The organism is Pseudomonas wadenswilerensis (assembly GCF_900497695.1).
Classification (GTDB): domain Bacteria; phylum Pseudomonadota; class Gammaproteobacteria; order Pseudomonadales; family Pseudomonadaceae; genus Aquipseudomonas; species Aquipseudomonas wadenswilerensis.
The window spans coordinates 852,039-877,309 of the sequence record NZ_UIDD01000007.1; the positions used below are offsets into that span (position 1 = coordinate 852,039).

Here is a 25,271-nt window from a genome sequence, read left to right on the forward strand (position 1 = left end):
TATATCCATACAGATAAAACTTGCCATGCCTGTCAATCCTGCGCATCCTATGGCCTTTTCCAGCCATAGATCGAACGGCATGCGCCTGTTTCTCTGCGAAAAGCCCTCCCAGGCCAAAGACATCGCCAAAGTCCTCGGTGCCAACCGCCGCGGCGACGGCTGCTGGGTCGGCACCGACGTTACCGTTACCTGGTGCATCGGCCATTTGCTCGAGACCGCCCCACCCGACAGCTACGACGCTCGGTACAAGCGCTGGGTGCTGGCCGACCTGCCGATCATTCCCGAGAAGTGGAAGATGCTGGTCAAACCCAAGACCGCCAGCCAGTTCAAGGCAGTCAAACGCCTGCTCAGCGAAGCCCGCGAGCTGGTCATCGCCACCGACGCCGACCGTGAAGGCGAGATGATCGCCCGCGAGTTGGTCGAGCATTGCCGCTATCGCGGGCCGATCAGCCGGTTGTGGCTGTCGGCGCTGGACGACGCCTCCATCCGCAAGGCGCTGGCAGCGCTCAAGCCCGGTACCGAAACCTTCAGCCTTTACCATTCGGCCCTGGGTCGCTCGCGGGCCGACTGGCTGATCGGTATGAACATGAGCCGCCTGTTCACCCTGCTCGGCCGCCAGTCCGGCTACCAGGGCGTACTGCCGGTGGGCCGGGTGCAAACACCGACGTTGCGCCTGGTGGTTGACCGCGACCGCAGCATCGCCGATTTCGTGCCGGTGGCTTACTGGGCCATCGACGTGCAGTTGCAAAGCGCTGGCGAACAGTTCACCGCACAGTGGCGGGCACCCGAGGATGCCTGCGACGATCAGGGCCGCTGCCTGAACCAGGCCCTGGCCCAGCAGGCCGCCGCAGCCATCGGTGCCGCCAGCAGTGCCCGGGCGATGAAAGTGGCCACCGAACGGGTTCGCGAAGCAGCGCCGCTGCCCTTCGACCTCGGCACCCTGCAGGAGCTGTGCTCGAAGAAGTTCGGCCTCGGCGCCCAGGAGACCCTGGACATCGCCCAGGCCCTGTACGAAACCCACAAGCTGATCACCTACCCGCGCAGCGACTGCGGCTACCTGCCGTTGAGCCAGCACAGCGAGGCCCCGGCCATTCTCGCCGCCTTGCAGCGCGCGGATACCAGCCTTGCGCCCTTGCAGCCGCACCTGCAGCCCCAGCGCCGTTCAAGGGCCTGGAACGACGCCAAGGTCAGCGCCCACCATGGCATTATCCCCACGGCCGCCGCCAGCGACCCGTCGCGCTTGCCGGCCAAGCACAAGGCGGTCTATACCCTGATCCGCGCCCGCTACCTGGCGCAGTTCCTGCCCAACCACGAATATGACCGCACCCAGGCCGAGTTCGATTGCGCAGGTTTTGCCTTGCGTGCAGTGGGCAAGCAAATTGTCGAACCGGGCTGGCGCCGCGCCCTGCCTGAAGCCCTGACCCCGGCCAAAGGCCGTGAAGCGCCGGTAGCCCAGGTGCTGCCGCTGCTGCACGAAGGCCAGGATTGCACGGTGGCCGGGGTCAACCTCAAGGACCTCTGGACCCAGCCGCCCAAGCCATTCACCGAAGGCGACCTGATCAAGGCGATGAAGAACGTCGCCAAGCTGGTGGACGACCCGCGCCTCAAGCAAAAGCTCAAGGACACCACCGGTATTGGTACTGAGGCTACTCGTGCGGGGATCATCCAGGGCCTGCTCGATCGCGGTTACCTGGTCAAGCACGGCAAGGCCCTGAGTGCCACCCCGGCGGCCTTCAGCCTGATCGATGCCGTGCCAAGGGCGATTGCCGACCCGGGCACCACGGCGATCTGGGAGCAGGCGCTGGACATGGTGCAAAGCGGCGAGATGAGCCTGGAAGAGTTTGTCGCCAAGCAGTCGGCGTGGATGAGCAAGCAGGTCGAGCGTTGTGCCGGCCTGCGCCTGACCATCAGCGGCCCGGCGACTCCGGCGGGGCGTAGTGGTACGCCGTGGAAGAAAAAGCGCAAGAGCGGTACTGCGGCGGGTAAACGAACCCGTAAGCCGAAGACGGCAGCGCAATGAGGCTGCCGGCCTCATCGCTGGCAAGGCCAGCTCCCATAAGATCGGCGTCTACCAAGCCATTGTGGGAGCCGCTCTTGCCGGCGATGAGGCCCTCAAGGTCCACAGCCGTTAGCCCTGCTTGACCGCCTGCAGGGTATAACTCAACGGTAAGCGCCAGCGATCCTTGTCCAGCGACCACTCACCTGCTGCGTCTGTACTCATCTGCCCCGGCAACGCCTCCCAGGGAATGCTGTCATGCTCCACCAACGCGGTGATCTGCAGCCCATGCTTGAGCAAGGCGCTGATGATCTCGCCCAGGCCATGGTTCCACTCATGGGTGACAGTCTGCTCCAGCAATCTGTCGGTCTCGACATAAGTCTCGCCGCTGTCCCACACCGTTGGCGCCTCGCGCTCGAAGTACGGGTACTCGATGACCAGTTTGTCCTGATAGTCCTCGTTCACCGCCAGCAGCATCGGATGACCTTCGCGCAGGAACAGCCGTCCACCCGGCTTGAGCAAGGCCGCCACGGTACGCGCCCAGCGCTCGATGCTCGGCAGCCAGATCAGCGCGCCGATACCGGTGTATACCAGGTCGAAAGAATTGGGTGCCAGCACCCGGTCAGCGGCATACACATCCGCCTCGACGTAATCAATCCTTGCCCCACAGCGTTCAGCCAAAGCCCGCGCCTGGGCCAGAGACTGCGAAGAGAAATCCAGCCCGCTGACTTCGGCGCCCAGGCGCGATAGCGACAAGGTGTCGGTACCGATATGACACTGCAGGTGCACAGCGCGCAGGCCCTGGATATCACCCAGGCGCGGCAGGTCGAAACGCACCACTTCGGAAAGGTGTGCGGGGTCTGCGACGAATTTTTCCACTTCATAGTCGGTGGATGCGGCATGCAGTGGCGCACGCTCATCCCAGTTGCGGCGATTGAGTTCAATCGGATCAGTCATCATGGCTCTCCATTGCAGACGCAACCATAGCGATGTACCCAAGCATCCGGCAAGTACGGTATAAACCGCCCACGCCCTCTTCAATCAAGGAAGCATTGATGAAACTCGGATACACCATCGTCTACGTCCCGGATGTCGCTGCCTCGCTGACGTTCTTTGAACAGGCCTTCGGCCTGAGCCGGCGGTTTCTGCACGAGTCGGGCGACTATGGCGAGCTGGACACCGGCGCCACCACCCTCGCTTTCGCCGCCCTGGCACTGGGTAACAGCCACTTCCCGGGCGGCGTGCTGGCGGCCAGCGAATCGCCAAAACCATTGGGCATGGAAATCGCCCTGGTCACCGACGACGTCGCAGCCGCCCATGCCCGCGCCGTGGCGGCGGGCGCCGTCGAGCTGAAAACACCTGAAGCCAAGCCATGGGGGCAAACACTGTCGTATGTGCGCTGCCCCGATGGCACCTTGGTGGAGCTGTGCACCCCCGTAGGCAACTAGCCCGGAGACGTGACAATGGATGTTGCAACCTACAGCGGTGGCTGCCTGTGCGGGGCGATCCGCTTTGAAGCCACGGGCCCGGCACTAAACCCCCATTGCTGCTCGTGCAAGTGGTGCCAGCGCCATACGGGCGCGCTGACGGCCACCTGGGTTGAGTTTGCCCGCGAGCAAATACGCTGGACCGGCCCCGGCGCAGCGCCGGCAACTTTTCGCTCCTCGGACTATTCCAGCCGGGCCTTCTGCCCCAGCTGCGGCAGTTCGCTGGGCGCCATCGATGATCAGCCAACGGTGGCCCTGCTGCTGGGCAGCTTCGACAGCAACCAGCACCAGGCCCTGGCACCGATAACTCACTCGTTCAACGACCAGCTGCCGCGCTGGTGGTGCGTGCAATAAAGCACCGTCGGCTTACAGCGCCAGGCTCAGGCTGACCATGACGTTGCGCGGCTCACCCGGCAGGTTCCACGCCGCGTTGTAGCCGCGTTCGTAGTACTTGCGGTCGAACAGGTTGTTCAGGTTCAGGCCGATGGTTGCCTGCTCACTGACCTTGTAGTGGGCCAGCAGGTCGACAGTGCTGTAGCTTGGCAGACGGAAGCTACTGCCGGTCTGGCCTGAACGCTCGCCCACGTAGTTGGCCGCCGCGCCGAAATCCGAGCCGAGCAATGGACCGCTCTGGAACTCATACACCGCCATCAGGCTGCCGCTGTGCTGCGGGATGCCCAGCAGGTCGCTGCCTTTGGGCAAGGCGGCATCGCCCTTGGTCACTTCGGCATCGATATAGGCATAGGCGCCGATCACGCGCACGGCGTCGCTGAGCTGGCCGCTGAACTGCAGGTCGACACCCTGGCTGCGCGCCTTGCCGGCGGCGATGCTGTCACCGAAGGCATCGGTGGTGATGACGTTTTCCTTGTCGATCTGGAACAGCGCGATGGTCGCCCCCAGGCGGCTGTCGAACAGATCCAGCTTGAGCCCGGTTTCATAACCCAGGCCTTTTTCCGGTTTGTAGATCTGGCCCCGGGTACCGATGCTGTTGGGCTTGAACGAGGTCGAGGCATTGGCGAACACGCCAACTTCTGGCGTCAGTTGGTACAGCAGGCCGACACGCGGCGTGGCAACGTCTTTTTCCTGGCTGTTGCTCAGTTGTGTAGTGCGGTTTTGCGCGGTCTGCTCGATGTGCTCCAGGCGCACGCCCACCAGGCCGCGCAAACGGTCGGTAAAGGCAATCTGGTCCTGCAGGTTGAGGGCATAGCTTTCGGTGCGCTCGAAGAAGTCATTGGGGTTGATCAGCGGCGGTTTTGCCTGACCGTACGCCGGGTTGTAGATGTCCAGGCCATAGCCGAGCGAGGTGGCGCTTTGCGGGTACTTCTGGCTGTTGCGGTAGTTCTCGTATTCCAGGCCGATCAGGCTCTGGTGCTCCCAGCCGGCAAACTGGAACTGGCCATGCAGTTCAGCCTGGGTAATGTTGTCGTTCCACTCGAAATCGCGCTCCCGGTAGAACCGGCTGATGGTGGTACCGACCACCCGCGATGGTTCCGAGCTGTTGCCCTTGAGCCGGCCCTGGGTGTAGTGATTGGCCAGGCGCAGCTTCCAGCTGTCGTTGAGGTGGTGTTCCAGGGTCAGGTCGAGGGTCTGGTTGTCGTTGCGAATGCGCCCGTCGTTGGGCTCGCCCAGAAAGGTCGAACGGCTGACCGAGCCCAGCTCATTGTTGACCGCCGGGATACCACGGTCGAACACCGACTCGGTGCGCGAGAACTCGGTGTCGATCGACAGCAGGGTCTCGGGGCTCAACTGCCAGCTCAGCGACGGGCTGACGATGCGCCGCTCACTGCCGACGTAATCACGGAAGCTGCCGTTATCCTCCACCGCCATGTTCACCCGCGACAGCACCCGGCCGTCTTCACTCAGCGGCGTATTCACGTCCAGGCTGCTGCGGTAGCGGTCCCAACTGCCGGCGCTGGCCTTGAACTGGGTAAAGGCTTCGGCTTGCGGGCGCTTGGTGACGATGTTCACCAGCCCACCCGGATCGCCGCGCCCATACAAACTGGCCGCCGGGCCCTTGAGCACTTCGATGCGTTCGATGTTGGAGGTATCCGGGGCGCTGTAGCTACCGCGATTGACGGCAAAGCCGTTCTTGTACAACTCGCCGGTGGTAAAGCCGCGCACGCTGTAGTTGAGGAAGGTCAGGCCACCAAAGTTGTTCTGCCGGCTGACACCGCCGGCAAAGTCCAGGGCGCGGTCGATGCGCGTGCTGTTCAGGTCCTCGAGCACTTGGCTGGGCACCACGGCAATGCTTTGCGGGGTGTCGCGGATGTCAGTGTCCGTTTTGGTCGCGGTGCTCGAGCGGCTTGCGCGATAGCCCTGCACCGGCCCGGTCGCAGTTTCTTCGTAATGGCGCTCGTTGACGTTGAGGGCATCGAGTACTACGGCGTCGGCGGCAACGGCTGGCAGGGCGAGCAGCGAGGCGGACAGGCCCAGGGATAACCTTCCTACGGGGTAGTTCATGGGGGCTCCTTAAAATATATGTAATAACATAACAATTTAAGGAGAAATATAAAAGCATCGCGACGCAAGCGCTCCTGCAGGAGCGGGCTTGCCCCGCGATCAAACCTCAACAGCTGCGAATCACCGCCTGCAGCACGGTCTTGAAGGTCGCAATCTGCTCCTCGCTGAACGTCCCGAACACCTTGTCCTGCTGCTCGCGGGCGATACTCCACAGGCCCTCGGTCTGGTCGATGCCGGCGATGGTCAGGCGCACATGCCCGGCCGCTTCGCTGTCGCACACCAGGCCCTTGCGCTTGAGGTTGGCCACCGCCTCGTCGATTTCCCGCGCCGGCATGGCCACTTCGCGCTGCAGCTCGGCCAGGTTCAGCCCGGCGTCGTTCTCCAGCACCATGAGCATCCGCGCCTCGCTGGTGCGCAGGCCACTGGACAGCTGCCGCGGCTGGTAACTGGCCTGGTAGGCGCGCAGGGCCTGGGTCATCAGGTAGTAGAGGTTGTGGCTCAGGCGCCCCTGGAAATGGCTGCTCGGCGGCTGGCCTTCTTCACGGCGGGTCATGCGGGTGTGCGGCAGCACCATGGAATAGGCACCCTGGTGATAGAGCAACGGTGAACGGCCGCAATCATCGAAGGCCAGCACCTTGCCGAGCATGATCCAGTGATCGCCGCCATCGAGGATCTGGTGGGTTTCACACTGGAAGCACGCCGAGCAATCCGCCAGGATCGGCGCCCCGCCCTCGCCGGCCTGATAGCGGATGCCGGCAAAGCGATCGTCCTTGGGCTTGGCGAAGTTATTGGACAGATCGATCTGGTCGGCGGCGAGAACGTTCACCGCAAAATGGCTGGCCGCCTCGAACACCGCCAGGCTGCTGGAGCGCTTATCGAGGCTCCAGAGAATCAGCGGCGGGTCGAGGGACACCGAGTTGAAGCTGTTGGCAGTGACCCCGACCAGATTGCCCTGCGGGTCGGCGGCGGTGACCACGGTAACGCCAGTGGCGAAATTGCCCAGGGCGCGGCGAAAGGCGCGGCTGTCGAAGGCCGTTGCGGTTGCAGTAGACATGCAAGACTCCCCGGCTGCCTAGAGCGGCAGCCGTCATTGTTGTTATTGGCGGTGTACTTCAGACCATGCTCGGATCGGGCTCCAGGCCCATCAGTTCGCGGCCGAGGATCTGTGCGCAAACGTCGTAGTCGGTGTAGGCATGGGCGCCGGTCATGTGTGCATCGCGCCACAGCCGCTGCATCTCGTTGCTGTCGAACCAGGCGGTGCCGCCAGCGGCTTCGAACAACCGGTCGACCGCCTGGATGCACATCTTCACCGCATAGCCCTGGTTGGTGCGCCAGAACGCCAGGGTCTCGCGCGTCGGATATTGGTGACGCTCGCTGTGCTCGGCGTGTTCCTGCCAGGTTTTTTCCAGAAACGCGCGGGCGGCGGCAACCTGGTGGGTGGATTCGGCCAGGCGCATCAGTGCGGGGGTGGCGGCACCGACATTGACCCCGGTGTAGGCGCGCACACGGTTCTTGGTCTTTTCGCGGAAGGCTTCAAGCATGCGCTCGGCAATGCCGAGGCTGACGGTCGAAAAGCCACTGGCGAAATACGGCCGGTACGGCGAGTAGAACACCTTGCTGTCCGGGTACAGGCCAAAGCCTGCCGACTTGCCTTCCATCATGTCCTTGGCTTTCTGGATGCGGTGCTCGGGGACGAACACCTTGTCGATCACCAGGGTCTTGGTGCCGCTGCCTTTCATGCCGGCGGCGAACCAGTCGTCACGAATCTCGTAATCGCTGCGCGGCAGCACGGCGAAGCAGTAATCCTGGCTGCCTTCGGCGTTGACCCGACGGCAGCCGACAATGGCCCATTCGGCATGGTCGCTGCCGCTGCTCCAGCCCATCTCGCCGCTGAACAGCACACCGCCCTCGACCTCCTCGACCTTGCCGAACGGGGCGATACTGCTGCTGGCGGTGGCGTCGGGGTTGTCGCCCCAGATTTCGTCCTGGAGCTTGGCCGGGAACATCGCCAGCTGATGGCTGTGGGTACACAGCAGGCTCATGGCCCAGGCGGTACTGGCGCACGCGCCGGCGAGCAAGGCGATGCAGTCGGCAAATTGCGGCAGGGAAATTTCCAGGCCGCCATAGGGTTTAGGCAGGAAGGCGCGGTGCAGGCCGATGCTTTTGAGCAGGGCAATGTTTTCGGCCGGAACCTTGCGGTCTTGCTCGGCACGGGCGGCATTGGTGGCGATGGTGGGCAGAATCGAACGGAGGTCTTCGAGCAGCGGATTTGGCTTTTTCATGAGGGGCCCTGCTTATTATTGGATGTCCGCCGAGGCCTGCGAAGTGGCAGGTGGCAGCGGATGCAGGGGCCAGTATGGGAGGCTTGGCTCAGGGGGAAAATGCAACTTCCACAGGCAAGATTGTACTTTTCATAGCGTTTTTTGTGGGTTCAAGGGCCTCATCGCTGGCAAGCCAGCTCCCACAGGGTCAGCATGCACCGGCCCCTGTGGGAGCTGGCTTGCCAGCGATTGGGCCCTGAAGGTTACCCTTGAACCACCTGCTGCAAATTCCGCCAAAGCTCAGCCACATGCTCACGCTCGGTCGGCAACGCCCCCACCGACACCCGTACCATCCAGCGGCCATTCAAGGTCGCCGGGGTGACATAGGCCACCCCTGACGCATTGAGCCGATCAGCCCAACGGCGGGTATGCGCATCCAGCGCCTCACCTTCCAGGCCATCACCCCGATGGCGAATGCACAGGGTCTGCAACTGCACCGGCGCCAGCAATTCCCAGCCCTGGGCATTACGCACCTGCTCGGCCAGCCATTGGGCATTGTCCAGGTCGCGGCGCAAGCGCTGCTGCAGATTCTCGATGCCTTCGCTGCGCAGCATGAACCACAGTTTCAAGGCACGGAAGCGCCGCCCCAACGGAATGCCCCAGTCGCGCAGGTTCTTGACCTTGCTGTCGACCGCCGACTGCAAGTAGCTGGGGTTGGTGCTCATGACCCGGATCAGGTGCTGCGGATCACGGACGAAATACAGCGAGCAATCAAAGGCCACGCCCAGCCACTTGTGCGCGTTGACCACGATGGAATCGGCCTGTTCGATGCCATCCCACATCCAGCGGCATTCCGGAAGGATCATCGCGGAACCGGCCATGGCCGAATCGACGTGCAGCCACAGGCCAAACTGGCGCGCGATCTCACCGATTGGCTGCAGTGGATCGAGGGCGGTGGTCGTCGTGGTACCGGTGGTTGCCACCACCGCGCAGGGCTGCAGGCCGTTGGCCAGGTCCTCTTCGATGGCCGCGGCCAGTGCCTGCGGGCGCATGGCGAAGTGTTCATCGGTTTCGATATAGCGGATGTTGTCCTTGCCAAAGCCTGCCAGCAGCGCGGCCTTGTCCACCGAGCTGTGGGCCTGGGCGCTGGTGTAGATCATCAACGGCTTGCCCTGCCCTTGCAGGCCGCCCTTGGCCAGGGCGTAATCGCTACTGCGCTCGCGGGCGCTGATCAGCGCCACCAGGGTACTGGTGGAGGCGGTGTCCTGGATCACCCCGCTCCACTGATCCGACAGGCCGACCATCTGCCGCAGCCAGTCGACGGTGGTTTCTTCCAGTTCGCTCAACGCCGGGCTGGATTGCCACGACAGGCCGAGTACGCCAAGGCCGGTGCTGAGGAAATCGCCGAGCACCGACGACAAGGTGCCGTTGGAGGGGAAGTAACCGAAAAAATCCGGATGCTGCCAGTGGGACAGGCCGGGCATGACCAGTTGGTCGACGTCCTTGAGGATCTGCTCGAACGGCTCACCCTGAGCCGGCGCCGAGGTTGGCAATGCCGCCTTGAGGTAACCGGGCTCAACCTGGGCCATGACCGGCAATTCGCCGACACCCTGGCGGTAGTCGGCGATCAGGTCGATCAGTTGGTGGCCATGTTTGCGAAATTCTTCCGGGCTCATGCAGCGGCTCCTGTTGTTGTCGGTAAGTGGGCCTGAGTCTAGGCCCTGGCCAACCGACAAAAAACGCCGCCCGGCGCATAGCTGCTATGGCGAATGCGCATGGCCGCCGTGCACGCCGAACTGTGACCGCTGCCACTGCTCGAACACCAGGTTGCGCAACCAGCGGTGCTCGGCCGAGGCGTGCAGGCGTTGATGCCAGACCACCCAGTAGCGCTGGGTGTGCTCGACAAAAGCCAGCGGCCGCCAGGTCAACGGGTGCAAGCGGCTGAGCTGGCGGGCGATGTGCTCGGGCACGGTGACCAGCGCCTGGCTGCTGCCGACCACCTGCACCGCCGCCGAGTAGAACGGCACCTGCAGACTGATGCGCCGGCTCAGGCCCTGCTCGCGCAGGTGGCGGTCGATAAAGCTGTCCTTGTCGCCACCGCCGGAAATGCGCACATGGTTCCAGGCCCGGTAATCGTCCTGGGTCAGTTCGGTTTTGCTCGCCAATGGGTGCTCGCGGTGCATCAGGCACACGGCGCGGTCTTCACCGAGCATACGCCCGTGGAGGTTGGCCGGGGCGTCGTCGAACAGCGTAGTGGCCAGGTCGACTTCGCCACTGGCGAGCAGTTCATACTGCCCCGGCTGCCAGGTGCGGTACTCGATAGACACCCCCGGCGCTTCGAGCTCCAGGGTGCTGACCAACAATGGCAGCATGTGCTCGGCGATATAGTCCGAGGCCGCCAGGCAAAAGCGCCGCTCGCAGCGTTGGGGGTCGAAGGCCTGCGGTTGGCGCAAGGCCTCAAGCTCGGCCAGCACCTGGCCCAGCGGCACGAGCAGGCTTTCGCCGCGTTCGCTCAACACATAGCCGCGGCCCTGACGCACCAGCAGCGGGTCGTCGAACGCCTCGCGCATATGTGCCAGCTGACGGCTGAGCACCGACTGGCTGCTGCCCAGGCGCTCGGCGGCATGGCTGAGGTTTTTCAGTTGCAGCATGCTTTGCAGCGCACGCAGGTGGGCGATGCTCAGGGAAGCGAAAATCGGGTTCAAGGGGCGCTCCTGCACAGGCGGATGCCGCAGCCTACGGGCAAAACCTGCAGATTACAAAGCACCTGGCAGGCCGGTGCATGGCCGGCGGCAGGCTCAGTCAAGCCGGCGCGGGTAGGCTGCGCTAGGGTCGAGGCTTTGCTTTTCCTTGAGGTTCGTCCCATGAGCAACATCAGCCTTTTGCCCCAGGTGCGCGGGTTTCTTCAACGTGAGCACAGCAGCTTTATCGACGGTCGCCAGCAGCCTGCAGACAATCCCCACTACCTTGAGGTGATCGACCCGGCCAGCGACCAGGTCATCAGCCGTGTGGCCGAAGCCTGCGTGCACACTGTCGACGATGCCGTCGCATCTTCCCGTCGCGGCTTTGCCCAGTGGTCACAGGCCGCCCCTGCCGTGCGTGCCAGCGTGCTGCTGAAACTCGCCGATCTCATCGAACAACACCGGGAAGAGCTGGCGCAGCTGGAGACTTGCCAGTCGGGCAAGCTGATCAATATCTCGCGCAATTTCGAGGTCGATCAGGCCGCGCACTTCCTGCGTTACTACGCCGGCTGGGCGACCAAGCTCAGCGGCCAGACCCTCACCCCGTCGCTGCCCTCGTTCAACGGCGAGCGCTACACCGCCTTCACCCTGCGCGAGCCGGTCGGCGTGGTAGTCGGCATCGTGCCCTGGAACTTCTCGACCATGATCGCCCTGTGGAAGCTCGGCTCGGCACTGGTCACCGGTTGCAGCATCATCATCAAGCCCAGCGAATTCACCCCGCTGACCATCCTGCGCATTGCCGAACTGGCCATTGACGCCGGCCTGCCCGCAGGGGCGTTGAATGTGGTGACCGGTGGCGGCATGGCCGGCAAGGCGCTGATCGAACACCCAGGCACCGACAAGGTCTCGTTCACAGGCTCCGTGCCCACCGGCCTTGCCGTCGGCCAGAGCGCCATGGCCGCCAACCTGACCCGCACCACCCTGGAACTGGGCGGCAAGAACGCGGCCGGGTTCCTGCGCGATGTAGCCTTGAGCAAAGCAGTAGACGGCATCATCGAAGCGGGCTTTTTGCATTCCGGGCAGATCTGCGCGGCAGCCGAGCGCTTCTATGTGCATCGCTCGCAGATCGAGGCGGTGACCGGGGCCTTGAGCGAGCGCCTGGCAAAGTTGAAGATCGGCTCGCCGCTGGATGAAACCAGCGAATTCGGCCCGGTGAGCAACAAGCAGCACCAGGCCAGACTCGGCGCGTTGTTTGCCAAGGCACGCAGCGAGAACAGCCAGATCATTCATGGCGGCCGCTTGCTCGAAGGCCCGGGGTGCTACGTGGAGCCGACGGTGATCCTGGCCAATTCAGTGAACGACAGCCTGCTCAATGAAGAGACCTTCGGCCCGGTGGCGACTTTCCTGCCCTACGACGATGAAGAGCAACTGATCGCGCTGATGAACGACAGCCCCTATGGCCTGAGCGCCAGCCTGTGGACCAACGACCTGAGCAAGGCCTTGCGCCTGGTACCGCAGGTGCAGGCCGGCACGGTGTGGGTGAACATGCATACCCTGCTGGACCCGGCGGTGCCGTTTGGCGGAGTGAAGGCGTCGGGGATTGGACGGGAGTTTGGTGGCGCGTTTATCGAGGACTATACCGAGCTCAAGTCGGTGATGATTCGTTACTGACTGACAGCATCGCGGGGCAAGCCCGCTCCCACAGGTCGTGTGGGAGCGGGCTTGCCCCGCGATTACGCACGAACCACCACACCCCTGCCCTGCACCCGCCAGTACGCCAGCGCCAACCCGACAAACCACAACGGCATCACACACAACGCCAAGCGGGTGTCCGGCTTCAGTGCCAGCAACGACAGCACAAACAGCAGGAACCCCAACGCCACCCAGGCCATCACCACCCCGCCGGGCATCTTGTAGATCGAGCGCGCATGCAGATCCGGCCGTGCGCGGCGATAGCACAGGTAGGCGACCAGAATCGTCGACCAGGTAAAAATCACCAGGATCGCCGAGATGGTCGAGACGATAGTGAACACCGTCATCACCTCCGGGAAGATGAACAGCAGCATCACCCCGAACAACATCAACAGCGTCGAAAAGCCCAGGCTCGCCAGCGGCACGCTATCACCGGAAAGACGCTTGAACACCCCCGGCGCATTGCCCTGACCGGCCAGGCCGAACAACATCCGGCTGGTGGAGAACACCCCGCTGTTGGCCGACGAGGCCGCCGAGGTCAGCACCACGAAGTTGACGATCCCTGCCGCCGCGGGAAACCCCGCAACCAGAAACAGCTCCACAAACGGGCTCTTGTTCGGCGACACATGGGCATATGACGTCACCGCAATAATGCACGCCAGCGACACCACATAAAACAGGATGATACGGATCGGGATGGCATTGATCGCCTTGGGCAGTACCTGCTCCGGCGACCTGGTTTCTGCTGCCGTGGTACCGATCAGCTCGGTACCGGCAAAGGAGAAAATCGCGATCTGGAAACCCGCGAAAAAGCCGCTGATGCCATGCGGGAACGCTGCCTCGGCCTGGAACAGATGCCCCAGCGACGCCGTCACCCCGGTGGGCGAAACAAACGAGGTCGCCACCAGCACCACACTCACGCCAATCAGCGTCAGCACGGCGATGATCTTGATGATCGCGAACCAGAATTCCACCTCGCCGAACAGCTTCACTGTCAGTACGTTGAGGGCGAACAAGGTCAGCATCATGCCGACTGCCGGTATCCAGGCCGGCAGGTCCGGGTACCAGTGCTGGAAGAAACCGCCGACCACCACCGCATCGCCCACCACCGCCACGCACCAGCTCAGCCAGTACGACCAGCCGAGAAAGAACGCCGCCCGCGGGCCGATGTAAGCGCCGGCAAAATCGGCGAACGACTTGAACTTCAGGTCCGACAGCAGCAACTCGCCCATCGCCCGCATGACGAAATACAGAAAGAATCCGATGATCATGTAAATCAGCAGAATCGAGGTGCCGGACAAGGCGATGACCTTGCCCGAGCCCATGAACAGCCCGGTGCCGATGGCGCCACCGAGGGAAATCAACTGAATGTGGCGGTTGCTCAGGGTGCGCTGCAGCCCCCTGTGCCGGGGGCCGTGGGTCACTGGTTTCATAGCTCAATCTCTTGGTTTTTGTTGTCGAGTCGAGGCAGTAAGGAAGCAATCTTTTTTTGTTGTTCAGGCGCAAGCGCCTTCGAAGCCCTGCAGCACGTTCACCGCATTGATGCCGATTTCATCAACCATGTAACCGCCCTCCATCACGAACAGCGTCGGCACCCCGACTTTGGCGATGGCTGCACCCATGGCGAAGTAGTCCTCGCTTTCCAGCAAAAAATGGCTGATGGGGTCGTCCTTGAAGGTGTCGACGCCGAGGGAAATCACCAGCAGCTCGGGGGCATAGGCGCGCAGGCGCTGGCAGGCATCTTCCAGCGCCTGCTGATAGGCGGACCAGCGGGTGCCTTTGGCCAACGGATAGTTGAGGTTGAAGCCTTCGCCTGCGCCGCTACCTCGTTCACTGGTCGCGCCGGAAAAATACGGGTACGACACCGCCGGATCGCCATGGATCGAGGCGAACAGCACATCGCTGCGTGCATAGAAAATGTTCTGCGTGCCGTTGCCGTGGTGAAAGTCCACATCCAGCACCGCCACCCGTTTGGCGCCGAGGGTCAGGCTATGCTGGGCGGCGATGGCGGCGTTGTTCAGATAGCAGTAGCCGCCCATGTATTCCCGTGCGGCGTGGTGCCCCGGTGGCCGGCACAGGGCAAAGGCGCTGTGCTGGCCTTCGTTGATCAGGGCCAGGCCGGTCAGGGCCAGGTCGGCGCTGGTTTTCACCGCCTGCCAGGTAGTGGCGGTAATCGGTGCGCCGGCATCCATGGCGAAAAAACCCAGCTTGCCGTCGATGAACGCCGGTACCCGGTCGTTGGCCAGATCACGCACCGGCCACACCAGCGGCAAGGCGTCGTGGCTGCGACCGATGGCGGTCCATTCGCTCCAGGCATTTTCGAGAAAGGCGACATAACGCTCGCTATGCGCTGCGACGTAACAGGCGCGGTCGAACGCGCGCGGCGAGACGACATCGCCCAGGCCAGTGAGCCTGACCCGTTCGCACACGGTATCGGCGCGGCTGGGTTGTTCGAACGAAGGTTTGAGCACCCCGTCCTTGAGTTCGGTGCCGTGGTGCAGGCGGTGGTCGGGGCTGAAGATGGTCAGCATGGCGCAGGTGCCTTGATCAGTGGGTGTGCAAATAGCCTATTCCGACGGCACTGATCTTTTTTTGCTTTATCTTCTCGTCGTGTTAGCGTTTTGAGGCGAATTATCCCCTTGAGGCAACCATGGCGAAAAAATCATCCAGAAGCGTCACCCTAGACGACACCGACCGCGCCATCCTCGCCTTGCTCCAGGCGGACGCGAGCATGTCCAACGCCGAACTCAGCGAGCGCTTGTCATTGAGCCTCACCCCCTGCTGGCGCAGGCGCAGGCGTCTGGAAGAAGAAGGCGTGATCAAGGACTACCAGGCCAACCTCGACCGGCGTTTGCTGGGCCTGGAAATCATGGCCTTCGTCCAGGTCCGTTTCGCCACCCACAGCGACCAGGCGCCGGATGATTTCGAAGCGGTGGTACTGCAACTGCCGGAGGTGATCGCCTGCCACAAGATCACCGGCGATGCCGACTACCTGCTGCAAGTACTGGCCACCGACCTGGACGCCTACAGCGACTTCATCGAGCAGGTGCTGCGCCGACAACTGGGCATTGCCTCGATCCAGTCGAGCCTGGCCCTGCGCGAGGTCAAGTCCACCCACCGCGTGGCCATTCCTGGAGGCAGGAGCGGGCTTGTCCCGCGATCTAGTGCCTAGTACTTGTCTCGCCCCAAACCGGTGCAATACCACTAGAATAAGCCACCCCAGAACCAGGCTGCCCCCATGGATATCGAGCTGGCCCGCACCTTCCTTGAAATCGTTCGCACCGGCAGCCTGGTGTCCGCCGCCGAGCGCCTGCACGTGACCCAGACGGCCATCACCGCCCGGGTACAAAAGCTCGAACAGCAACTCGCCTGCCAGCTGTTCATCCGCAGCCGCAGCGGCGCCAGCCTCACCGCTGACGGCGAGGCCTTCGTGGTTTACGCCAACCAGCTGGTGCAAACCTGGGAAGCCGCGCGCCGCGACCTGCCCTTGCCCGAAGGCTGCCACCAGGTGCTGCACATCGGCGGCGAAGTCAGCCTCGGCAACCCCATGGTGCTTGGCTGGGTCAGCGCCCTGCACCGGGAAATGCCCGGCCACGCCATTCGTAGCGAAGTCAGCGACGGCGAATCCTTGCTGCACAAAGTGGAAATGGGCGTGCTCGATGCCGTGCTGGTCTACCAGCCCACCTACGGCCCGGGCCTGCAGGTGGAGCAGTTGATGGAAGAAAAGCTCATCCGGATCCGCCGCAAGGACAAACCCGAGCCCTACGTGTACATCGACTGGGGCCAGGCCTTCCGCCGCCGCCACGACGCCGCCCTGCCCGAATGCGCGCGCCCGGCACTGAGCTTCAACCTCGGACCGCTGGCGCTGCAGTACATCCTCGAACACGGCGGCAGCGGCTACTTCCGGACCCGCGTAGTGCAGGCATACCTGGACAGCGGCGTATTCGAACGCGTGCCGCAAGCACCGGAGTTCACCTACCCCACCTACCTGGTGTATGCCCGCGAGCGCGACAGCGAGGCATTGCAGCAGGCGTTCAGGGTGCTGCGCGAAGTGGTGGCCGGTGAGAGTGACTGGTCACAGCGCTGGGATCCGGTGATCTGAGCGCGCCACCTCACTCAACAACTGTCGCTTGAGCCCGGCAATCAGATCAGTCTGGGTAATCACCCCCACCAGCACCTCGCCGTCCATTACCGGCAAACAATGCAGGCCCTGCTCGCTGAGCAACGGAATCAGCGCCACCGCCGGCTCGTCACTGCGCACGGTGATCACCGGCCGGCTCATGATCTGCTCCAGCAGCACCTTGGGCCGGCGCCCGAACAACCCGCGCCAGCTGAAACGCCCCAAAGTCATGGCCGGGCCGACCAGGTCCGTCAGGCTGACAATCCCCACCAGCCGCCGCGCGTCATCCAGCACCGGCAAGGTGTGCAAATGGTGGCTCGACAACAGCTGCCAGGCCTGCTGCAAGGTGGTCTGCGGCGTCGCCAACTGCACGTCCCGCGACATCACCGAAGCGGCGGTAATGCCGCCCAGGCTGCGCTTGAGCGCGTGTTGCTCGGTGGCCATGATGATGCGTTCGAGCTCATCGCGGGTGACGTCGACAAACTCGCCGAGCTCTTCCAGCGCCTGGTCGAGGTCCTCGCCACTGACCCCAACCCGCTCACCCGGCAACACATCGGCGGTGTGGTGCAGGTCTTTGCGCGGCGCGGCGGTTTTCGGGTAGCGCACCCCGGTCAGGCGGTTGTAGATCACCGCAACCGCTACCAGTACCAGGGCATTGAGCATGATCGGCTCGAACACCTGGTCACCCAGCGCCGCCAGCGATGAGTCCGCCAACACCACACTCACCGCCACGCCGCCACCCGGCGGGTGCAGGCAGCGCAGCAGGCACATCACCAGGATCGCCACGCCCAGGGCCAGCGCCGCGACCCACAAGGCCGAACCAAAGCAGTGATGCAGCACCAGCCCCACCGCTGTCGCGCTGGCATAGCTGCCAACAAAGGGCCAGGGCTGCGCCAGCGCCCCGGAGTGCACGGCAAACAGCAGCACTGCCGACGCCGCCAGCGGCCCGAGCAGGTGCAGTGCCACTGTCGGGCCAAAGGCCAGGCTGCAGGCAAAACCTGCGAGAAACAGACCGAGCAACGCACCGACACCTGCACGTAGCCATTCTTTCGGGGGGATGTTCAGAGAGGCCGGCAGCAGCCGGCTGAACCAGTTGTTCAGACCGCGGGTAGACATGGGTAAATCGGGCACCTGGGCAGTAAAAAAAGCCCGGCCAAAATGGCTGGGCTGAGTATTGCGAGGGGCAATACCAATGGGCTCCGTCCGTGGAGATGGAATTTTTTGGGTGTTGCGTGGGCGGGGATTTTGCCGGGGTTGGGCTGGCGGGTGGTAATTCAAAAAAGTGAGGGGTGGCTGCAGTTTTTTTGAGGGATGGCGCGGGAGTACAGGTGTCGGCGGCAAGGCCGCCGACATCGCCTGGCAATCAATGCATAAACAGTGCGATCAGGATGATCACGGGAATAGGCACACCCAACATGAACAACAGTAGCGAACGCATGATAGTTCTCCTCGGTTCAACGGACTCGGGCGTTGATATAGTCATCGACCGGCATCACCGCATCGCGACGGCGGCCACCATAGGTTGCGGCGAGACTGGCGAAAAATGCCCCGCACAACAAAGCGATGAACATCCACAATGCCGACACCGCAGCCACCTTGCTGGCGGCGTCGGCCGTTTCACGGGCAACCCTTTTGGCGTCGTCTATTGCCTGACGCGCCTGGGCGAACACCTCGTCGACCCGCTGCTCGGCTTGGGCCGGGGTCAGGTTGGTGCGCTGGCTGACCAGTTGCGCCAGGTACAGTCGGTCTTCGGCCTTAAGCTGCCCGCCGCTGCGCAACGAGCGAGTCATGATCCGGGTTACCACCCCCTGGGTTGCATCCTCATTGACCGCTACAGTGCTATCGCCACGAAAAAGGCTGTCGACAAAGTAGCCATAGGGGTCGCTGTCCGTGGTGCTAGCGGCAGCCGACGCTGCTGACGTGATGCCGCCTGCGGCACCCGCTGCAACTTGAGCACCTGCCTGCACCCCGCCGCCCACAATACTGCTGACCGAACCGACCACCAGCGTTGCCGTTACCAGCGTGGCAACGGCCCATGCCAGAAAGCCATGGGCCGTATCGCGAAAGTAAACCTCATCACCCTGCACGCTCGCCCACTTGACCCGCAGGCGACCCGCCAGGTACCCCCCCAGGCCGGAAGCGATAATCTGGGTCAGCGCCAGCCAGACAATCGTGGATATTCCCAGGCTCTTGGCGCTCATTCCGTCGCCAGGCCACGGAGAAACGGCCGAAAAGCCCAGCCCAAAACCGAGCAGTACCAGTATCAGCGACAACGCCGCCGCACCTGCCGCGCCTGCAAAAATTGCCGGCCATGACACGCCGGAGCGGTTTTCCACTTCGGCGATGGTGGTCGAGTGGGTTTCTGATGTTGTAATCATTGTTTTTGAGCTCCCGTGAGGAACATCGAATGTTCAGTAGAACGGGTGCATGCCCTGTGCCAAGCCTGCTCAATTGGTAATGCCTGTGAATTCAATATGTTGCAGCGATTGCAGAGCATTCCCATCATGCAAAGTGCATGATCGGGAAGCCGCTAGCGGGTGTTCTGCATACCCGGGCAGCGATTTGCAGAAACTGCTGTGGGTGATGGGCAGCCAAGGGGTGTTGGCGAGCAGTCGTGACAGGCTGCTAACGGCCAGAAGCGGACGGTCGAACGCTTACCTTTCTCGATGGCTATTGCACAGGCTGGATTGCAGCGCTCCGGGTACCGGCGAACGCACTCGTGCCAAGCCAGCGCCACAAGTTTTCCGCATCCTGCTCAGCGCCGTCTACACGCAACTCCCGCGACTGAAGCACCTCCCTGGGCGTGCGGTCGCCTGTCCACACTTCGGTCAACGCGCGCACGCTTGAGTCCACGACGAGCGTGAGTTCGCGTCCCGGGTCGTCGCGGCACAGATCTGCCACACCCTGTTCGACCACCAGCCACCACGCTTGCTCGCCGGAGCGCGCGTCTCGGAACCTGAAGTGGATGACCACCGACTGGGACGGGAACAGCTCGATGCGCGCAAACCGGCGCACGTCCCACATGAGCAGGCCCGCGTCGAGTTCGTTATCGCGAAGGCGACTCCCTATCCAGCGCGCCCCCCAATGGCCTAGCGCCATTATGATGGGGCGCAAATCCTCGCCTGCCTCGGTCAGGCTGTACTCCCAGACTTTGCCAGCGGCCGTGCGATGTACGACACCGATAGCTTCCAAGTGGCGCAGCCGCTGTGCCAGCAAGCTGGTGGACATCCGTGGTACGCCGCGGTGCAGTTCATTGAAGCGCTTGCTGCCGCATAGCAGCTCGCGCACGACCAAAGGCGTCCAGCGCTCGCACAGTGCTTCAGCACCGCGCGCGACCGTGCAGAACTGACCGTAGCTTTCATCCATCGCCTGTACTCCGCAACTACAACGCTTCAGATTCTGAACTAGCCTCGTGCCTTCGACGCGTGCACGCTGAAACCTGTGAAAGCCACCGCCTCAGGAGAACGCCATGACCAAGATAGCCATCATTCAGCGTCCGCCCGTGCTGCTCGATCGCAGCGCGACCATCGCCCGGGCCGTGCAATCGGTCGCTGAGGCCGCGGCGGCGGGCGCCTCGCTGATCGTTTTGCCCGAATCGTACATTCCAGGTTACCCGTCGTGGATCTGGCGGCTGGCGGCGGGAAAAGACGGGGCTGTAATCGGCCAGTTGCACACGCGTCTGCTGGCCAACGCCGTTGATATCGCCAACGGCGACCTGAACGATTTGTGCGAGGCCGCCAGCGCTCACGCCGTGACAATCGTATGCGGTATCAATGAATGCGACCGGCGTAATGGCGGCGGCACGCTCTACAACAGCGTAGTCGTTATCGGTACGAACGGCGAAGTGCTCAACCGGCATCGCAAGCTGATGCCAACGAACCCCGAGCGCATGGTCCATGGTTTCGGTGATGCGTCAGGGTTGCGTACGGTCGATACACCCGTCGGGCGCATTGGTGCGCTCATCTGCTGGGAAAACTACATGCCCTTGGCGCGCTATTCTTTGTATGCCCAAGGAGTGGAAATCTACGTCGCCCCCACGTACGACACCGGCGAGGGCTGGATCAGCACGATGCGTCACATTGCACTCGAAGGTCGATGCTGGGTGCTCGGCAGTGGCACCGCGTTGCGCGGCAGCGACATTCCCGATGACTTTCCGGCGCGCACGCAACTGTTTCCCGATCCGCAAGAGTGGATCAACGACGGCGACTCGGTGGTGGTCAACCCGCAAGGCCGGATCACAGCCGGTCCATTACACCGAGAGGCAGGCATTCTGTATGCAGACATTGACGTGTCACTCGTGGCGCCGGCGCGGCGGGCGCTTGACGTCACCGGGCACTATGCGCGCCCTGACATTTTCCAGTTGCAGGTGCGACGCACGCCGGCGACAGCGGTGCGCTTCACCGACGGATGAAGCTAACCGACCCTCAGGCGATCCATTCCCACTTCAGCGATGTGTGTAGCAACTGATCAAGGAGTCATTCCATGAGCATTCAAAAGTCTTACAAGGGCAGTTGTTTTTGCGGCGCAGTCGAGTTCACCGTCAGCGGTGAGCCAGCCGCAATGGGCTATTGCCATTGCGAGTCGTGTCGACATTGGTCAGCCGCGCCGGTCAATGCCTTCACGCTGTGGAAACCCGAGGCAGTGCAAGTAACGCGGGGGGCTGAGAACATTGGCACTTACAACAAGACACCGCAGAGTTTTCGCAAATGGTGCAAGCATTGCGGCGGGCATATTTTCACCGAACACCCGGGGATGGGGCTCATCGACGTGTATGCCGCCGTCATCCCGGATTTCGCGTATTCGCCAGGCGTTCACGTCCACTATCAGGAGACCCACCTGCGCATCAAAGACGGGTTGCCCAAGCTGAAGGATGTCCCTAGCGAATTAGGCGGATCGGGTGTCAGCGTGGACGAATAGCGCTAGCACGATAGTGTGCGGCGCTCCGACCTTGCCTGGCGAGTGCGCCGCCGTTAATCGAGGGTAAACAGGTCCCCTTCGACACTCCGGTCACCGTGTTTACGACGCTGCGCGGCAGCGTCGTAGACGATCAGCAAAAGCTCCCTGCTCTCCTCAGCCGATTTGAACAAACACATGCCCTCTGCATGGTCGTCGCCTTTGCCGAACGGCACCTCCAGCACCGTCTCCAATTGATCGGCGAACACCACCTGCTCTTCATCGGCTGCGAAGCCGCCGCGCCAACGGAACACCGTGACCGGGCCGTCCAGGTCCATGGTCGGCCCCGCCAGAATCAGCAGGTCGTCGCCGCGGGTGCACAGGTCTCGCACCCCCAGGCCATTGAGCGAAAAAAAGTGTTTGCGGTAGCGACGCCCACCCGGGCCGATCTTCTTCAGCACCAGGGTGTCGGTCGAGTCGCCGTCGGCTTCGGGTTCGATCTCCAGCAGCACGGTCCAGCCGCGCAGCACTGGCCCCCGAAGCCCCAACAGCAGGCGCGAGCCGATGACGGCCAAGCCTTCAATGTCGAAACCGTTGTCTTTGCCCGGGATGCGCAGAAAGTCGCGTAGCTGATCGTCCTTGGCGATTTCCGCGGTCAGGTCGTTGCCGAGCGCGTTGCCATGCAACTGCGCCGCCGTACGTCCATCGCCATCCACCTTTTCGGCGAGCTCATAGCGGTCGTTCTGCTGCACCACAGGGAGACGCGCCAGCAGAAAGCGATTGCCGTCAGCCTCTACGGTCGACAGGCGCTTGATGTTCTTCTGCGCGGATTTGTCGGCATCCGCCTTCTTGCGCTTGAGGCTATGGGAGCCGACGACCCAGAGATACCCCCCGTCAGGGGCATAGGCCAGGCCCTCGATGTCGATCTCGGCGTCTGGATCGGGTATGGGCAGGCTCAGGTATTCCATGAGCGGGAAGGCGTGGTGCTCATCGCACATCACAGCCTCGCCGGGTGCTGCGGACTGGATGGTCAGGCGTTCCAGGCTGGTGGTTTCGTCGTTGGCCAGCCACAGCGTGTCGCCGATCTGCAAGGCAACCGAAAGGCCGTCACGCAATGACGCAAATGCCGGATCAAAGCGCAGCATCACGGTATTGCCTGGCTTGCTCATGGGTGCTCTCCTGCCTTGAGGGGGTGACGCGAAGCTGTGTAAAGGCTAGTGGTTACCCGTCAACAATCAAGGCTATTCGCCAGGTTCCCAGCCTGCAGTGCAGGCTTTGTAGACAAGCACCGCCCCCCACTAATACTGATGGTTTACAACATGTCCTCGCTGTTGCCAGATGACTGCGTCAGAAACTCAGTGATCAGCGAGGTAATCTGCTGCTGGATCAACCCACGTGGGCGGCCGTTGTCGCCATCTCGGCAGATGATGCCATCGCCTGGTACTGCTTCTTCGAGCACTGCCACCGCACCAGGTTTGCACACCGACATGAAGCTGAAGTGGCTTGCGTCGCTGATTTCGACGTAACGGCTTGACGCTTGGGGCAGGCGTTTGGCCAAGTTGGCGGACTCCAACTGAGCGGGGAGCTCTTGCGACGGTACGCCGGCAGCGATCACTAGCGCTGGTACCGGCAGCGCCGCAAGGCTTTCATCGGTCAGCCCGCGTGAAAGGCCCAGGTCCAGTGTAACCACCGCAGTGACGCGTTTATCGCGCAAATCACCGGCCAACCCGGCCTTCAATGCTGAAGTGCTTTCGGCGTTCATCTGTTGATAAACGGTGCAACTGACCAACTGCGGGTGGGCTTTGCAGTCACGGGCAAATCGGTCTGGGTCGAAACGAGCCCCGACGATCTCCATGGCGGTCCAGCCACCCAGTGAATGGCCCACTACCGCAATTCGGCGCTTCGCGACCTGGCCAAATTTTTCAGGTTGAGTCGTGACCGCTTCAATGGCTCGGCTCAGATCCACGGGCCGTTGCCATAACTGCGCCGCTGCTTGAGGGCTACGGTCACGGCTAGTGGTGCCGGGGTGGTTGACCGCGGCGACGATGTAACCCTTGTGGGCCAGCGCACTGGCAAGCCAGGTCTGGTTGCCCCAGTTGCCCCCGAAACCATGGGAGAGCACTACCAATGGGTGTTCGCCAGCAGCCGGTGGCGTGTTACGAACGGCAGAAGCACCGACAAACACCGCATTATCGGCGATCAATTGCGTGGTGGCGGTGGTTGCACTGGGGTACCAGACAACCATCTCCAGCGTGCGATTATCATGCGTGTCCAGCAGCGTGGAGGACTGGAAGCCAACCGGGTTATCGTCAGCGAATGCGCTGGCAGTCAGGCAGATCAGAAACAGGGCGCCGAAAGCTGTTTTCAATGTTGTTATCTTCCTTGATCGGACAAGCGCATAGCAATCTGAAGCAGGCTGTTGGGCCCATCTCGCATGCGGTCGAAATCCAATGTTGAGCACAGGTGCGTTGCACGGACATTAAAGCCCATATTCGCGCCGACGTGCATGGGACTTTCATCGTTAGCGCAACGGCATCACACCACCACAGCGGCGATGGCCTGCCGCCGGTCCTTGTTTAATTTCCCCGGCAAAACCGGCACAATCGCCGGCTTTTTTTCCCGACAAGGTAGTCCCTCATGCAACGGATCGTCATTCTGGGCAACGCCGGCAGCGGAAAGTCCACCCTCGCCCGCGCCCTCGGCAAACAACTGGGGTTGCCGGTGGTGCACCTGGACAGGCTGTTCTGGGAACCCGGCTGGGTCGAACCCGATGCCGAGCAGTTCCGCTCGCGGGTACGTGAGGCGGTGTCGCAGGACACCTGGGTGTGTGAAGGCAACTATGCGCGACGCACGTTCGACCTGCGCCTGCCCCGGGCTGACCTGGTGATCTGGCTGGATACGCCGCGCCTGACCTGCTTGATGCGGGTGATCAAGCGCAGTGTGTTGAATCGCCCTCGGCCTGACCTGGCGGACGGCTGCAGCGAAAAGCTCGACCGGGCGTTTCTGACTTTCTTGAAGTTTGTCTGGACCTTCAATCGCGGTTATCGCCCGGGGATCGAGGCGGTGCGCGAGGCCATCGGCCCGCAGGTACCGGTGGTGCATGTGCGCGGCAGCCGCCAGATTGCGGCATTTGTCGAAGGGTTGCCGGCTGACGCGGTTGGCGCAGAGGGGCTGCAGCGTCAGCGCTGATCCCCAAAGCATTCACGCCTGCCCCGCTCGCCCCTGTTCCAGCAGCCGTTCCATCAGCATCCTGGCATTGTCGGTGCAGTCGCGGTCCTCGGGGCGGTTTTCGATACTGTCGATGGCCACCAGCAACTGCTCGCGGTTCTGCGCCAGTTGCGCTTGCAGTACTTCGATCTCGGCGACCTTGCGCTTGAGCCCGGCCAGCAGCGCGTCATGCTGCCAGCCGTCGGCATTGGCCGGCAGCAGCTGACGAATCTCCTCAAGGCTAAACCCTGCGCCCTGGGCGCTGGTGATGATCTGCAGGGTCCACAGCGCTTGCGGGGCGTAGTCGCGATAGCCGTTGGCCTTGCGCGCCACCGATCTGATCAGGCCGCTGGTCTCGTAAAAGCGAATTCGCGAGGCACTCAGGCCGCTGCGTTTCGCCAGTTCTCCTATTCTCATAGCTCGCCTTCAACAGGGCAGTGACCTTAAACCTTACTTTAACCCTAGGACGCAGCA

23 protein-coding genes are annotated in these 25,271 nt (G+C 62.7%); 9 read left to right on the forward strand and 14 right to left on the reverse strand.

Annotated elements, in window-relative coordinates; translation table 11 throughout:
• The first annotated feature begins 79 nt into the window (after nucleotides 1-79).
• Nucleotides 80-2,020, forward strand: a complete 1,941-nt coding sequence (locus tag CCOS864_RS14995; protein WP_115087019.1) for a DNA topoisomerase III — start codon at nucleotides 80-82, stop codon at nucleotides 2,018-2,020.
• Between the two features lie 108 nt (nucleotides 2,021-2,128).
• On the opposite strand, the gene CCOS864_RS15000 is transcribed toward CCOS864_RS14995, so the two are convergent.
• Nucleotides 2,129-2,953, reverse strand: a complete 825-nt coding sequence (locus CCOS864_RS15000; protein ID WP_115087020.1) for a class I SAM-dependent methyltransferase — start codon at nucleotides 2,951-2,953, stop codon at nucleotides 2,129-2,131.
• A 98-nt stretch (nucleotides 2,954-3,051) separates the two neighbouring features.
• Here CCOS864_RS15000 and CCOS864_RS15005 point away from each other — a divergent pair, with 98 nt between their 5' ends.
• Both CCOS864_RS15005 and CCOS864_RS15010 read left to right on the forward strand, forming a co-directional pair.
• The gene (locus CCOS864_RS15005; protein ID WP_115087021.1) at nucleotides 3,052-3,444 is read left to right on the forward strand and encodes a VOC family protein; all 393 of its coding nucleotides are present in this window, start codon (nucleotides 3,052-3,054) and stop codon (nucleotides 3,442-3,444) included.
• A 15-nt stretch (nucleotides 3,445-3,459) separates the two neighbouring features.
• Nucleotides 3,460-3,837, forward strand: a complete 378-nt coding sequence (locus tag CCOS864_RS15010) for a GFA family protein (protein WP_115087022.1) — start codon at nucleotides 3,460-3,462, stop codon at nucleotides 3,835-3,837.
• A gap of 12 nt (nucleotides 3,838-3,849) precedes the next feature.
• Here CCOS864_RS15010 and CCOS864_RS15015 read toward each other — a convergent pair whose 3' ends face one another.
• The 5 genes from CCOS864_RS15015 to CCOS864_RS15035 all read right to left on the reverse strand — a co-directional run bounded on the left by CCOS864_RS15015 (nucleotide 3,850) and on the right by CCOS864_RS15035 (nucleotide 10,909).
• Complete coding sequence (locus CCOS864_RS15015) at nucleotides 3,850-5,943, reverse strand: TonB-dependent siderophore receptor (RefSeq protein WP_208644381.1); 2,094 nt, start codon at nucleotides 5,941-5,943, stop codon at nucleotides 3,850-3,852.
• Nucleotides 5,944-6,049: 106 nt separating this feature from the next.
• Nucleotides 6,050-6,997 carry a p-hydroxyphenylacetate 3-hydroxylase reductase component gene (locus tag CCOS864_RS15020; RefSeq protein ID WP_115087023.1) on the reverse strand — a complete coding sequence of 316 codons (948 nt, stop codon included), beginning with the start codon at nucleotides 6,995-6,997 and terminating at the stop codon, nucleotides 6,050-6,052.
• Nucleotides 6,998-7,055: 58 nt separating this feature from the next.
• Nucleotides 7,056-8,225: a p-hydroxyphenylacetate 3-hydroxylase oxygenase component gene (locus CCOS864_RS15025; protein WP_115087024.1), complete on the reverse strand. Its 1,170-nt coding sequence runs from the start codon at nucleotides 8,223-8,225 to the stop codon at nucleotides 7,056-7,058.
• Nucleotides 8,226-8,467: 242 nt separating this feature from the next.
• Nucleotides 8,468-9,880 (reverse strand): DOPA decarboxylase, encoded by a 1,413-nt coding sequence (locus CCOS864_RS15030; protein ID WP_115087025.1) that lies wholly within the window; start codon nucleotides 9,878-9,880, stop codon nucleotides 8,468-8,470.
• A gap of 84 nt (nucleotides 9,881-9,964) precedes the next feature.
• Nucleotides 9,965-10,909, reverse strand: a complete 945-nt coding sequence (locus CCOS864_RS15035; RefSeq protein WP_115087026.1) for a LysR family transcriptional regulator — start codon at nucleotides 10,907-10,909, stop codon at nucleotides 9,965-9,967.
• Nucleotides 10,910-11,068: 159 nt separating this feature from the next.
• On the opposite strand from CCOS864_RS15035, the gene CCOS864_RS15040 reads away from it, so the two are divergent.
• Nucleotides 11,069-12,556: an aldehyde dehydrogenase family protein gene (locus tag CCOS864_RS15040; RefSeq protein ID WP_115087027.1), complete on the forward strand. Its 1,488-nt coding sequence runs from the start codon at nucleotides 11,069-11,071 to the stop codon at nucleotides 12,554-12,556.
• 62 nt (nucleotides 12,557-12,618) lie between these two features.
• Here the strand turns inward: CCOS864_RS15040 and CCOS864_RS15045 are convergent, their stop codons facing one another.
• Nucleotides 12,619-14,010, reverse strand: a complete 1,392-nt coding sequence (locus CCOS864_RS15045) for an amino acid permease (protein ID WP_115087028.1) — start codon at nucleotides 14,008-14,010, stop codon at nucleotides 12,619-12,621.
• A 63-nt stretch (nucleotides 14,011-14,073) separates the two neighbouring features.
• Nucleotides 14,074-15,108 carry a histone deacetylase family protein gene (locus CCOS864_RS15050; RefSeq protein WP_115087029.1) on the reverse strand — a complete coding sequence of 345 codons (1,035 nt, stop codon included), beginning with the start codon at nucleotides 15,106-15,108 and terminating at the stop codon, nucleotides 14,074-14,076.
• A gap of 119 nt (nucleotides 15,109-15,227) precedes the next feature.
• On the opposite strand from CCOS864_RS15050, the gene CCOS864_RS15055 reads away from it, so the two are divergent.
• Together CCOS864_RS15055 and CCOS864_RS15060 are read left to right on the forward strand one after the other, a co-directional pair.
• Entirely contained in the window at nucleotides 15,228-15,749 is a 522-nt protein-coding gene (locus CCOS864_RS15055) for an Lrp/AsnC family transcriptional regulator (RefSeq protein WP_115087030.1), read from the forward strand.
• 66 nt (nucleotides 15,750-15,815) lie between these two features.
• The gene (locus tag CCOS864_RS15060; RefSeq protein ID WP_045196624.1) at nucleotides 15,816-16,679 is read left to right on the forward strand and encodes a LysR family transcriptional regulator; all 864 of its coding nucleotides are present in this window, start codon (nucleotides 15,816-15,818) and stop codon (nucleotides 16,677-16,679) included.
• Here CCOS864_RS15060 and CCOS864_RS15065 read toward each other — a convergent pair.
• From CCOS864_RS15065 to CCOS864_RS15075, 3 genes are all read right to left on the reverse strand, one after another.
• Nucleotides 16,653-17,813, reverse strand: a complete 1,161-nt coding sequence (locus CCOS864_RS15065; RefSeq protein ID WP_115087031.1) for an HPP family protein — start codon at nucleotides 17,811-17,813, stop codon at nucleotides 16,653-16,655. The genes CCOS864_RS15060 and CCOS864_RS15065 overlap by 27 nt on opposite strands.
• Before the next feature lie 338 nt (nucleotides 17,814-18,151).
• Entirely contained in the window at nucleotides 18,152-19,075 is a 924-nt protein-coding gene (locus CCOS864_RS15070) for a hypothetical protein (protein ID WP_115087032.1), read from the reverse strand.
• A 292-nt stretch (nucleotides 19,076-19,367) separates the two neighbouring features.
• Entirely contained in the window at nucleotides 19,368-20,063 is a 696-nt protein-coding gene (locus CCOS864_RS15075; protein ID WP_115087033.1) for a winged helix-turn-helix transcriptional regulator, read from the reverse strand.
• A gap of 103 nt (nucleotides 20,064-20,166) precedes the next feature.
• Here CCOS864_RS15075 and CCOS864_RS15080 point away from each other — a divergent pair, with 103 nt between their 5' ends.
• Together CCOS864_RS15080 and CCOS864_RS15085 are read left to right on the forward strand one after the other, a co-directional pair.
• Nucleotides 20,167-21,108 carry a carbon-nitrogen hydrolase family protein gene (locus CCOS864_RS15080; RefSeq protein ID WP_115087034.1) on the forward strand — a complete coding sequence of 314 codons (942 nt, stop codon included), beginning with the start codon at nucleotides 20,167-20,169 and terminating at the stop codon, nucleotides 21,106-21,108.
• A gap of 71 nt (nucleotides 21,109-21,179) precedes the next feature.
• The gene (locus CCOS864_RS15085) at nucleotides 21,180-21,614 is read left to right on the forward strand and encodes a GFA family protein (protein ID WP_115087035.1); all 435 of its coding nucleotides are present in this window, start codon (nucleotides 21,180-21,182) and stop codon (nucleotides 21,612-21,614) included.
• 53 nt (nucleotides 21,615-21,667) lie between these two features.
• Here the strand turns inward: CCOS864_RS15085 and CCOS864_RS15090 are convergent, their stop codons facing one another.
• Together CCOS864_RS15090 and CCOS864_RS15095 are read right to left on the reverse strand one after the other, a co-directional pair.
• On the reverse strand, nucleotides 21,668-22,759 hold the full coding sequence (locus CCOS864_RS15090) for a DUF3616 domain-containing protein (protein WP_115087036.1): 1,092 nt from the start codon (nucleotides 22,757-22,759) through the stop codon (nucleotides 21,668-21,670).
• Between the two features lie 143 nt (nucleotides 22,760-22,902).
• Complete coding sequence (locus CCOS864_RS15095; protein WP_115087037.1) at nucleotides 22,903-23,958, reverse strand: alpha/beta hydrolase family protein; 1,056 nt, start codon at nucleotides 23,956-23,958, stop codon at nucleotides 22,903-22,905.
• 269 nt (nucleotides 23,959-24,227) lie between these two features.
• Between CCOS864_RS15095 and CCOS864_RS15100 the strand changes: the two genes are divergently transcribed.
• Complete coding sequence (locus CCOS864_RS15100; protein ID WP_115087038.1) at nucleotides 24,228-24,779, forward strand: P-loop NTPase family protein; 552 nt, start codon at nucleotides 24,228-24,230, stop codon at nucleotides 24,777-24,779.
• A gap of 12 nt (nucleotides 24,780-24,791) precedes the next feature.
• Here the strand turns inward: CCOS864_RS15100 and CCOS864_RS15105 are convergent, their stop codons facing one another.
• Nucleotides 24,792-25,214, reverse strand: a complete 423-nt coding sequence (locus CCOS864_RS15105; RefSeq protein ID WP_115087039.1) for a MerR family transcriptional regulator — start codon at nucleotides 25,212-25,214, stop codon at nucleotides 24,792-24,794.
• Nucleotides 25,215-25,271: the final 57 nt, after the last annotated feature.